This is a genomic window from Saccharopolyspora cebuensis, from assembly GCF_039542665.1.
GTDB lineage: Bacteria > Actinomycetota > Actinomycetes > Mycobacteriales > Pseudonocardiaceae > Saccharopolyspora > Saccharopolyspora cebuensis.
In genome coordinates this window covers 1-10,194 of sequence record NZ_BAABII010000008.1, presented here as the reverse complement: position 1 = coordinate 10,194, position 10,194 = coordinate 1, and the positions used below count along the sequence as shown (strand labels likewise).

The following is a 10,194-nucleotide window of genomic DNA, read 5'->3' as shown; positions in this document are numbered from 1 at the left end:
CCGCTGGTGACCGCCTGGGAAGCCCGGACCGCCGGAGCCGAAGGCACCGGCGCCATCACCCTCGACGACCTGCTCAAACAAGCCCTCCGGCACTCCCCCTCCCGCGTCATCGTGGGCGAGGTCCGAGCGGGGGAGATCACCGCGCTGCTGCGGGCCCTGGGCAACGGCGCGGCCGGAGGCATGGGCACCCTGCACGCCACCACCGCCCGCGCCGTGCCCGACCGCATCGCCGCCCTCGGCCAGTTGGCATCCCCGCCGCTGCCGATCACCGCCGCGCACCGCTGGACCGCCTCCGCGCTGGACCTCGTGGTGCACGTGACCCGCCTCGACCGGCCCCACTGCCGCCACCGCACCATCAGCGAGATCGTCGAAGTCGGCCCCGTCGGCGACGCCGAAGGCCCCGACCTCACACCACTGTTCACGCTCCCACCCGACGCCGACCACGCCGTCCCGGTCGGCCCACCGAGCCCCGCGCTGCTCGACCGGCTCACCCGCGCCGGACTCGACCGCGACGTATTCGCCCCGCCGGTTCAGGCCTGGGGCGGTGAGTGGTGATGAGTCTCTTCTTGCTCGGCGGAGCGGGCTGCGGGCTCGCCACCGCGATCGCGGTGCTCCTTCTTCTGTTCGGGCGCGAGGCGTTGCCGTCCCGACGGCGTCGTTGGGCCCGGAGGTCCCTGCGGAAGCGCGCACGCATGGCCCTGGCCTCCGTGCTGCTGGGTGGCGTGGCGTGGTGGATGACCGGCTGGCCGGTGGCCGGGCTCGCCGTGGCCGCCGCCATGGTCGGCCTACCGCACGTCCTGGCCCCCGACCACGCCCGCACCGCGATCAGTCGGGCGGAGGCCCTGGCGACCTGGACCCGCCGCGTCGCCGACCTGCTCGCCTCCGGCGCGGGCGGGCTGTCCCAGGCCATCGTGCGCTCGGCCGCCACCGCCCCGGAGCCGTTGGCCGGGCCGGTCGAGCGCCTCGCTGGGCGGTTGCGTACCCACGGCACCGAGACCGCGCTGCGGCAGTTCGCCGACGAACTCGCCGATCCCGCTGCCGACGCGGTCGTCCTGGCGCTGCTGCTGCGGCTGCGGGCGGGCGGGCGCGGGTTGGCCGACCTGCTGCACCGCCAGGCCGACGCCCAAGCCCGCGACGTCGCCGCACGCCGCACCATCGACGCCGACCGGGCCAAACCACGGACCACTGTGCGGTGCCTGATCGGCATCACCCTGGCCATGACCACCGGACTGGTCGTGTTCGCCGGGCACTACCTCGCCCCGTTCTCCATCACGCCCGGTCAGTTCGCCCTCGCCGTGATCCTCCTGCTGGGCGCCGGGTCGCTGCTGTGGATGCACCGCCTGACCACCCCACCGAAGCCGCACCGCTACCTCATCACGCAGGGGAGTTGATGATGCTGCTCGCCGTCCTGCTGGGACTCGCGTTCGGGGCCGGGCTCGCCGCCGCGTTCCTCGCCGCCCTCCCCGAAGCCAAGCTCCACCTCCCCGCCGCCCTGGAACGCACTCACGGAGGTACCTCGCCTGCGACCAGCGCCGTGGTCACCGGCCTCACCGACCGCGCCGCCAGATCCACGCACCCCTGGATTCGACTCCCGGAAGCCGACCTCGACGTCCTGGAACTCAGCCCCTCGCGCTACACCACCCAGCGCCTTCGAGGTGCCGCCCTTGGCGCGGCGATCGGCACCGCGCTGGGGCTGTTGGGTGCAGCGGCGGATTTGGCGTCCGGTGCCCTGGTGCCGCTGGCCGCACTCGCCGGGGCGGGGTTGGGCGGGATGCTGCCGTACTTCCAGCTTCGCGACCGGGCCCAGCAGCGGCGGGATTCCTACCGCCGGGTCCTCGCGGTCTACCTCGACCTGGTCGCCCAGGAACGCAGTGCCGGCCGCGCCGCCACCCCCGCGCTACGCGAGGCCGCCGAAGCCAGCGACCACCCGCTGCTGCTGCGCATCCGCGCCACCGTGCTCCACGCCCACCGGCTCGGCCGCACCCCCTGGGACGCGCTGCGCGACCTCGGCACCCGGCTGAAGGTGCCGGAGCTGGTCGACGTCGCCGACCTCGCCGACACCGCCGCCGACGGCGCGGCCATCGCCACCAGCCTGCACACCAAAGCCGCCTCCCTGCGTCACGCCGCGCTCAGCGACGACACCGCCGAGGCCAACCGCCGCAGCGAACGGCTCACCCTGCCGGTGTCGCTGCTCATGGTCGCCTTCCTCGGACTCGTCCTGTACCCGACCACCGCCCAACTCCTCACCCAGTGAAAGGACCCGTCCATGCACACCCTGCGCCTCACCGCCGACCGCATCACCGCAGCACTCGGGCACCTCGTGCTGCGCCTGGTCTTGGCCATGACCCGGTTCCTCGACTGGGCGGAACGCCGCGCCCGGCGCCTCCGCTTCGACGACGAGGGCTCGGAGACCACGGAAAAGGCCGTGCTGACCGCGATCGGGCTCGCTGTGGCCGTCGGCCTCGGAGCCGCCATCACCGCGGTGGTCAACAAGTACCAAGGCCAGATCCACTGAGGACCCCTGTGATGACCCTCCACACCAGACCACCGTGGCCGGACCGTGGCTCGGAGATTGTGGAAACCGCCGTCCTCATCGGCATCGCGCTGGTGCTGCTGCTTTCGGTGGTGCAGGCCGGGCTGTGGTGGCACACCCGCAGCCTGTGCCTGCACGCCGCCACCACCGGCCTCACCGCCACCCGAGCACTCCACGCCCCGCCGGGCGCGGGCCAGCGGGCCGCAGCCGACTTCCTCCACCGCGCCCCCAACGCCGCCACCGACCCCACCATCACCGTGAACGCCACGCCGGAAACCGCGACGGTGCGCGTCACCGCCTCCGCACCCCGCGTGCTGCCGATCCCCGGCCTGCAGTTCCGCGTCACCCAGTCCGCCCACGGCGCCCGCGAACGCTTCACCACCCCAGGAGGCACGCCATGACCCACGGCGAAGCGGACGAGGGCTCGGCCAGCGTCGAGCTCGCCGTCCTCACCCCCGTCGTCCTGCTGGTCCTGGCGCTCATGGTCGCGGCGGGACGGATCGTGACCGCCCACGCCGCGCTCGACACCGCCACCGCCGCAGCCGCCCGTGCTACCTCACTGGCCCGCACCGCCCCCGCCGCCCACACCACGGCGAGCACAGTGTCCACCGACACGCTGCACGCCCAGAACCTGCATTGCCAGCACACCCAGCTCGCCGTGGACACCAGCGGCCTCACCACCCCGGTCGGGCAGACCGGAACCGTCAGCGTCGACCTGACGTGCACCGTCGCGCTGGCCGACCTCGCCCTGCCGGGAATGCCCGGCACCATGGACCTGCACTCGGCTTTCGCCAGCCCGGTCGACCCGTATCGAGGTCGCTCATGATCCGGCGCGGGGTGGGGGAGCGGGGTTCGATGAGCGTGCTCGTCGCCGTCCTGCTGCCCTGCCTGCTGCTCCTGCTCGCCCTCGTCGTCGACGGCGCCGCCCACCTGCGCGCCCTGGCCCGCGCCGACGCGATCGCCGCCGAAGCCGCCCGCGCCGCCCTGACCGCCCTCAACACCCGCACACCCCACCTCACCCTCGACCCCACGACCGCGCGCCGGGCCGCGCACGCCGCGCTGGCCAACACCGGGCACCGCGGCGAGATCACCCTCGACGGCCGCACCGTCCGCATCACCGTCGCCCACACCGAACCCGCCGCCCTCGGCCTGCTCGGCCCCACCTTCCACGTCACCGGCCGGGCCGAAGCCCATCTCGGTGTCGGCACCACCGATCCCGGACTCACCCCATGACCACGCTGCGCCGCCTGGCCGCCGCCCTCGGCCTGCTACTCCTGCTCCTCGCCCTGCCCACCCTGCTCGCGCTCGCCACCCAGGCCTTCCCGTGGCCGAACCTGACCCCGCCACCAGTGAGCAGCGGAGCGCTCGGCGAACTGGTCTGGGCCGACGTGCAGGCATGGGCCACGCGGACCTACCACGACCTGCGCCTCGGCCTCGGCCCCGACGGGCTCCTGCTCGCCGCCTGCCTGCTGACCGGCTGGGCCCTCTGGGCCGTGGCGTTGTGCTGGATCGCCGCTGATCTCGCCGCGGCCCTGCGCCACGGCACCCACCGCCTGCGCGAACACCGGCCCGCAGGCGTGCGCGGCTGGATCACCGGGCTGGTCACCGGCGCCGCCCTGCTCGGCACCGCCACACCCAGCCTCGCCACCATGCACCCCGACCCGGTGGCGGGAAGCGCGCCCCGCCACCCCGGCGGCCCACAGCGCACCCCCGAAGCGCCACCGGCCGCACCGGAGGCGGGCGGGCACCCCACCCCCAGCCCGCCCGCCTCCACCCCACCCCTACGGACCCAACCCGGCGACACCCTCTGGGACCTCGCCGAAACCCACCTCGGCGACGGCACCCGCTGGCACGAGATCGCCGATCACAACCCGCAGCTACCGGCTGACCCGCGCTCCCTGCGCGCCGGGGAATGGCTGCGGCTGCCCGGCCAACCCGAGCCCGTTCGTCCGGACGACGTTTCGTGGATCACCGTGGTCGACGGCGACACCCTCTCCAGCCTTGCCCAGCAGCACCTCGGCGCCTCCGGTCGGTGGCTGGACATCTTCGAACTCAACCAAGGCCGTACCCAACCTGACGACCATGCTCTGCGAAGTCCCGGGAGCCTCATGCCGGGCTGGCGACTTGCCCTCCCGGCTGCCACCGCCACCGATCCGGCGCACAGCACCCCCAACCCGCCGCAGCGTCCGCCCGCACCGTCCCCAGAACCACCCGCCCCCGCATCGCCTGCCCCCGCCCGCGACGGATCGAGCGACGACACCCCGTCCGGCGTGCCGCCTGTGCCCGGCGCGATCGTCGGCCTAGCAGCAGCCGGAGCGCTTGCCGCGAGCATCGGGTACCGCTACCGCCGCCGCACCCGACGGCCCCACGCCAACACGGCGCCGAGCATCTATCCCCTCCTGGTGACCGCGCGCAGCACTCCGTCCCACGAAGACACGCCGCCGGCCGAGGACCTCGCCGACGGGACCACCCGCGCCGCGCGCCATCCCGAGACGCCCGCCGACACCCACGACTTCACCTTCTTCAATCCCGAAGCCCCCTCGACGTCCGAGGCAGCGTCACCACATCGCCCGGCGTCCCGTCGTTCTGCGTCCGACGCAGAAGACACCGAGGCGACCACGGCGGGCGTCGACCTGGAGATCGTGCAAACCATCGCCACCCCCGCACCGCCACCTTCCGCCGCACGCGAGCCCGCCCTGGATACGCCCGAGCCGGGGCAGCACACCGAGACGCCGCTGCGGATCACCGTGTTCGGCCCGCCCCGCCTGTACTGCCGTCCGGAACCGGGCAGCGACGAGCAGGAAATCACGGGGACCGTGCAGCCCCGGCAGCGCGAGCTGCTGACCTTCCTCGCCCTGCACCCCAGTGGAGTGCGCCGCGAGGAATTCGTCGAGGCGTTGTGGGGCGAGGCCGCAGTCAACACCAACGCCCTCAATACCGCGCTCTCTCGCCTACGCCGCACCCTGAGCGCACTCGGCAGGCCCTTGGACGACCTCGTGGTCGCCGAACACGGCCACTACCGCCTCCACCCCGAACTGGTCGAGGTCGACTACTGGGACTTCACCACCGCGCTGACCACACGCCGCACCGCCACCACCGACGACGACCGATTCGGAGCCGACGACCGCATCATCGCCGCCTACCAAGACAGCCTCGCCGCGGGCCTCGACAGCGCCTGGACCGAACCCCTCCGCGAGCACGCCCGCCGCGCCTTCCTCGACGCCGTCGCCGCCCACGCCCGCACCCTCCACCAGCAGCACCCGGAACACACCCTCGGCTTGCTCGAACACGCCCGAGACCTCGACCCGCTCCACGAACCCCTCTACCGCGACATCATGCGGCTCCAACACGACCTCGGACTTACCGACGCCATCCCCAGAACCTTCACGCTCCTGCAGAACCAGCTCGCCGACATCGCCGCCCGCCCCAGCCCAGCCACCGTCGCCCTGGCCGAACGCCTCCAACGCGGCGCCACCTGACACCGCAATCCGCAGCAAGCCCTTCACGGGAAGAACACGAGCTTGTGCACGATCGGGGCAGGTATCTCCGCCGGGATCTGTGGGACGAGTAGAAAGCAGCATTGGTAACACTCAGCTGTTACCAATGCTGTCCTGCTCGCCACTGAACAACCTCCACTCGTCTTTGCGAGCGAGGCATCAAGGCGCATCGACACCTCCGGTAGGTAATAAGCTGGCTGGTCTTGGCGAAGTGTCCAGTCGTCGGGCCGGTAAAGGCACTTTCCGGTAGAGAAGCGGACCAGGAATTTACGGCGCCAAAGGCTGCTGGAATGGCGAGTGCACCGCCGGCCGACGGTGGTTGCTCAAAGTGGATCGCGAGGCGTTCACGAGCCCGCGGGTGGCTGCCGAGGGTGTCATCGGGGGTACCAATACGGGTACCAATTCGGGTACCAACCGACATGTCATCTTGAGTGACGACCCTGGTAAGGCGCATAACCGCAGGTAGCGGCGTGCGTCGGGGGTACCGGTGGTGTCCCAGACTCCGTAGTGCCCCGCACACGAGTGCTCATCAGGGCGGGCGCGGGCAGCGACGGGGGCTGCACTCGGTGCGGCCAATGCTCCATCGTGTCCTTTCCTGCTGACCCGAGTTTCTTTTCTCTCGGTTCCTTCTCCGTGAGCACGTATTCGCGATGTTCGGCCCGCGTCCTGGTTGAGGCGATTCGTTTTCCGTGAGCATGACGGCGAGCCTTGGGTAAGGGCGGGTTTTCGCTGGTCGCGCGCTGAAAATCCCTAAAAGACTCTGCTGGATTCGGGGTGTTTTCGGTTGCGCGGGGTGTGTGAGCAGAGCTAGCTTTGAGTTGTTCGCCCCGGGAAATGGTCCCGGGAATTCCCCCGAATTGTGCCCCCAGCGTGAGCTGTGCCTGCCGGTTTTTGTTGTTTCCCATGCGGAAGGAAAATTGCCATGACCACGACGCCCACGACCGCCCCCGCGACGTCCGGCCGGTTGCGCAACGGCCAGTTGCGCGCTCAGGTGGCCGGGGTGCTGGCCGCATCCCGCCGCACCGAATTCAGCCCCCGGCAGGTAGCCGCCGAGCTGAACCGGTCGGCCGGTGCGGTCGGCAACGCCTTGAAGGCCCTGGCCGCCAGCGGCGCGGCTGAGGTGACCAGCGAGAAGCCGTTGCGCTACAGGGCCACGCGCACCACCCGCAAGGCTGCCACGCCCCCCGCTGAGCCCACCGGTTCCGCTGCGACCCCGGCCGCCCCGGCCCCGTCGCGCCGCACGACCAGCACGGCCCCCAAGACGACCCCGCCCAAGGCGACGGCCCCCAAAACGACTCCGCCCAAGGCGACGGCGGGCAAGGGTGCGGCGGGCAAGGGCGCGGCGCCGAAGCCGTTCCCGGCGGTGGGGGAGCCGGTGACGGGTCCGGTGGCGCGGCCGAACGGGCAGATGTATCACCCGCGCACGCTGTCCGGGCTGCCGGATGTGACCGCGTTGCGCAAGCTGCGGACCGCTGAGGTGCCGGTGCTGCTGTACGGCCCGCCCGGCACCGGCAAGACCGCCGTGGTCGAGGCCGCGTTCCCCGACGTGATCACCGTAGCCGGTGACGGCGACACCACGGTCGCCGATCTGGTCGGCGAGTACACCCAGACCCCCGACGGCCGGTATGTGTTCGTGCATGGGCCGTTGATCACCGCGATGCGGGAAGGGCGCCCGCTGTTCCTGGATGATGCCTCGTTGATCCCGCCGACGGTGCTGGCGGTGGTGTATCCGGCGATGGACGGGCGCCGCGAGGTCACGATCAAGGCCAACGGCGGGGAACGCGTGACGGCCGCACCCGGGTTTTACGTCATCGCCGGGCACAACCCGGGGGTGCACGGTGCGGTGGTCACCGATGCCCTGTCGTCGCGGTTTTCCGCGCAGATCCAGGTTTCCAGCGACTACGACCTCGCCCGGGAGCTCAAGGTCGACGCCCGCGCGGTGCGGGTCGCGCGGAACCTGGCCACCAAGCAGGCCCGGGGCGAGGTCACGTGGGCGCCGCAACTGCGGGAACTCATCGCCTTCGACAAGATCGCCGCCGTTCTCGGGGCCCCGGCGGCGGCCGGGAACCTGCTGAACCTGTGCCCGGACGAGGACCGCGACACCGTCGCGGCGGTCCTGCGCAGCATCTTCGGGACCGCCATCGCCCCGCTTGCCTTGGGCGGGCGCCTGTAGCGCCCCGCCCCGCCCCGCCCCGGCCCGCGTTCTGTGTTCCTGTTGCTGTGAAAGGAAACCCCGCATGTCCGCGCACCTGATCCCCGACCCCGCTGTGACCCCGTGCAGTGACCCGCTGGCCCCTGGGTGGCTGGCCCTGTCGGCGGCGATGACCGAAGAGGCGCCGTGTGTGGCCGACCGCGACGACCTGGTCGTCACCATTGCGCCTGGGGCGGGGCACGGTTCCCCCGCGTGCTTCCTGCCGCCGCATGCGGCTATCGAGGTTGACGGCGCCCACTTCGGCGCGCTGGACCCCGGCACGGCTGACCCGGCCGACCCCGCCGACCGGGCCCGTTACGCGGCGGTGTGGGGGCTGTTCACCCACGAATGCGCCCACGCCCGCCACACCCGCTGGACCCCGCCCCCAGAGCCCCCCGCCGGGGCCGTGGCGGCGGCGCTGCTGCTGGAAGAGTCCCGCATCGAAGCCGCCCAACTGCGCCGCCGCCCCGACGACCGCCACTGGCTGCGCGCCTCAGCCCGCAAGCTCATCCTCGACGATATGCCCACCGACCCCGGCATGACCGCACGCAGCGCCGCCGACACCGCCGGGTTGCTGCTGGCCCGCCACGACGCCGGAATCCTGGAAGACGCCGAAGTGCGGCACCTGCGCACCACGATCACCGGCATCCTCGGCGCCGACACCCTCGCCGCCCTGCGCGGGATCTGGCGGGAAGCCCACACCGTCGCAGACGACGACGCGGCGGCCATGATCGAACTCGGGCGCCGCTGGTGCGCCACAGTGGGCCTTGACCCCGACGAAACCCCCAGCGACACCGGCGAACCCGGGCATGCCGAATCCCTCAGCGACAGCACCAGCCTGGACGGAACCGCCGCGCGCGCCGAAGCCGCCATGCTGGACGGAACCGCCACGCTGGCCGAAGCGGTCCGGGCCACCGTCGACAACATCGACCGCCACGCCGCTACCGAACCCGCCCCCGGCAGCACCGCAACGCGGCCCCGCCGCCCGGCAGACCCCGCCGCCGACGACGCACGGCGCGCCGCCGAGGACGTCTTCGACAGCACGGATGCCGGGCCCGGCAAGTCGGGCCACTCCCACACCGGCACGACCGCCCTCGCCGGAAGGCGGGCACCGACCCCGGGCGAACGCCGCGCCGCCCGCCGACTGGCCCGCGCGCTGACCACCGCCGGGGTCACCGACCGCCACACCACCCGCACCACGTCCCCGGTGCCGCCGGGCCGGTTGCGCATGCGCGGCGCGCTGGCCGCCGACGCCCAACGCGCCGCCGGGCAGATCCCCACCGCTGAGCCGTTCACCCGCACCCACCGGCGCCTCGCACCCGCCCCGCCGCTGCGGGTCGGTATCGCCTGCGACGTGTCCGGATCAATGCGCCGCTTCGCGCGGGCCACCGCCTCGGCCGCCTGGATCATGGCCCACGCCACCCGCCACACCCTGACCCCCGCCGAGTCGGCCACGGTGATCTTCGGAGACCAGGTCCGGCCCATCACCCGCCCCGGCACGGCACCCGGACACGTCACCGAGTTCGACTGCGACGACACCTTCGAAGACTTCCCCCGAGCGATCAACGCCCTCGACGGCGCCCTTGGACTGGCCCAACCCGGCGCGGCCCGCCTGCTGGTCATCCTCAGCGACGGCTACTTCGAGCCCAGCGTGGCCACCAGCGGCCAGACACTCCTCGACCGCCTCCGGGCCACCGGGTGCGGCGTGCTGTGGCTGACCACCGAAGCCATCGACCGCCCCCTGCACGGCGCCACCGTGCACCAACTGGCCGACCCCGCCGACACCGCCACCGTCATCGGCCGGGCCGCCACCGCCGCCCTCCGCGCCGCCACCCGCTAACCCCAGCCCCGCACCCGCTGAGGGGCCGACCGTTCACGGTCGGCCCCTCAGCGTTCCCCAGCACGGCACGCCCCCCGGCGTGCCGTGCTGGCTGGCGGGGGCGTGCCGTGCTGGCTGGCGGGGGCGTGCCGTG

10 protein-coding genes are annotated in these 10,194 nt (G+C 72.7%); all 10 read left to right on the top strand.

The window, feature by feature from the left end:
- A partial coding sequence (locus ABD976_RS14005) for an ATPase, T2SS/T4P/T4SS family (RefSeq protein ID WP_345363041.1) occupies positions 1-555 on the top strand: 555 nt, incomplete at its 5' end.
- A gap of 137 nt (positions 556-692) precedes the next feature.
- Positions 693-1,391 (top strand): type II secretion system F family protein, encoded by a 699-nt coding sequence (locus ABD976_RS14000; protein ID WP_345363040.1) that lies wholly within the window; start codon positions 693-695, stop codon positions 1,389-1,391.
- A 2-nt stretch (positions 1,392-1,393) separates the two neighbouring features.
- Positions 1,394-2,254, top strand: a complete 861-nt coding sequence (locus ABD976_RS13995; protein ID WP_345363038.1) for a pilus assembly protein TadB — start codon at positions 1,394-1,396, stop codon at positions 2,252-2,254.
- A gap of 12 nt (positions 2,255-2,266) precedes the next feature.
- Positions 2,267-2,515: a hypothetical protein gene (locus ABD976_RS13990; RefSeq protein ID WP_345363036.1), complete on the top strand. Its 249-nt coding sequence runs from the start codon at positions 2,267-2,269 to the stop codon at positions 2,513-2,515.
- A gap of 59 nt (positions 2,516-2,574) precedes the next feature.
- Complete coding sequence (locus tag ABD976_RS13985; protein ID WP_345363034.1) at positions 2,575-2,934, top strand: TadE/TadG family type IV pilus assembly protein; 360 nt, start codon at positions 2,575-2,577, stop codon at positions 2,932-2,934.
- Positions 2,931-3,359, top strand: coding sequence for a TadE/TadG family type IV pilus assembly protein (locus ABD976_RS13980; RefSeq protein WP_345363032.1), 429 nt, complete (start codon positions 2,931-2,933; stop codon positions 3,357-3,359). The genes ABD976_RS13985 and ABD976_RS13980 overlap by 4 nt, the downstream gene beginning before the upstream one ends.
- A 29-nt stretch (positions 3,360-3,388) precedes the next feature.
- The gene (locus ABD976_RS13975) at positions 3,389-3,766 is read left to right on the top strand and encodes a hypothetical protein (RefSeq protein ID WP_345363030.1); all 378 of its coding nucleotides are present in this window, start codon (positions 3,389-3,391) and stop codon (positions 3,764-3,766) included.
- The gene (locus ABD976_RS13970) at positions 3,763-6,012 is read left to right on the top strand and encodes an AfsR/SARP family transcriptional regulator (RefSeq protein WP_345363028.1); all 2,250 of its coding nucleotides are present in this window, start codon (positions 3,763-3,765) and stop codon (positions 6,010-6,012) included. Before ABD976_RS13975 ends, ABD976_RS13970 begins: the two co-directional genes overlap by 4 nt.
- A 940-nt stretch (positions 6,013-6,952) precedes the next feature.
- Positions 6,953-8,203 (top strand): AAA family ATPase, encoded by a 1,251-nt coding sequence (locus tag ABD976_RS13965; RefSeq protein WP_345363026.1) that lies wholly within the window; start codon positions 6,953-6,955, stop codon positions 8,201-8,203.
- 64 nt (positions 8,204-8,267) lie between these two features.
- The gene (locus ABD976_RS13960) at positions 8,268-10,061 is read left to right on the top strand and encodes a hypothetical protein (RefSeq protein ID WP_345363024.1); all 1,794 of its coding nucleotides are present in this window, start codon (positions 8,268-8,270) and stop codon (positions 10,059-10,061) included.
- The last annotated feature ends 133 nt before the right edge of the window (positions 10,062-10,194 follow it).